Here is a 724-nt window from a genome sequence, read left to right as displayed (position 1 = left end):
CCGCGTTCGCGACGTGCTTCGGTCTGCTCATGGTGGGGCTGGCCGCCGATGGTTGGCACGGCTCCGCGGTGGTCGCCAGCGGCGTCGCCGCGTACTTCTACGTGCGGGTCATCGTGTCGATGTTCTTCACGGAGGCGACGGAGGACACCCCGCACGTGTTGGCGCCGGGGTTTTTGAGCAAGGCCGCGATCGCGGTGTGCGCCGCGGTTACCGTGGTGCTGGGCATCTTCCCGCAGCCGCTGCTCGACCTGGCCGACCAGGCCGCCGTCCTGCTGCACTGACGCGGCCCGCGGCATGGCCGGTCAGCTCATGAACGGCCGGATGGCCAGGAGGTAGATCACCAGTGCCCCCAGCGGGGCCACCAACGGCAACCACGGCAACTGCAAGGGAAATGACGTCGCGACCCACCCGGCGAACGTGAACCCCACGGCGCCGGCCGCCGTCGGCCAACTGTCCTGCACCACCGCGGCCGACGCGCCGACCGTGTGACGGCACACCAGGTAGGCGGCGGCGCACAAGCCGGACAGCGCGACGAATATCACCGGCGGGTCGGACAGGATGACGGTAACCGCGGCGAGCAGTACGGCAACCGTTGCGGCACGCCGGATTACGATGCCCACCGCGACCGCGATCAGCGCCGCCACCCAGGCGACCACCGCGGAGCCGTGCCAACCATCGGCGGCCAGCCCCACCATGAGCAGACCGAAGCACGTCGCGAACGCGG

1 protein-coding gene and 1 pseudogene are annotated in these 724 nt (G+C 70.4%); one reads left to right on the top strand and one right to left on the bottom strand.

Annotation, left to right across the window (positions count from 1 at the left end; translation table 11 throughout):
• Positions 1-281, top strand: a pseudogene (locus A5686_RS03820) (hypothetical protein); the annotation flags it as partial.
• A gap of 21 nt (positions 282-302) precedes the next feature.
• Here A5686_RS03820 and A5686_RS03815 read toward each other — a convergent pair.
• On the bottom strand, positions 303-724 hold a 422-nt coding region (locus A5686_RS03815; RefSeq protein ID WP_082947473.1), incomplete at its 5' end, for a hypothetical protein.

It is taken from the genome of Mycobacterium sp. E2479, from assembly GCF_001667925.1.
In the GTDB taxonomy this organism is placed as follows: Bacteria; Actinomycetota; Actinomycetes; order Mycobacteriales; family Mycobacteriaceae; genus Mycobacterium.
Note: the sequence above shows the minus strand (reverse complement) of the source record. Positions and strands in the feature narration are given on the sequence as shown.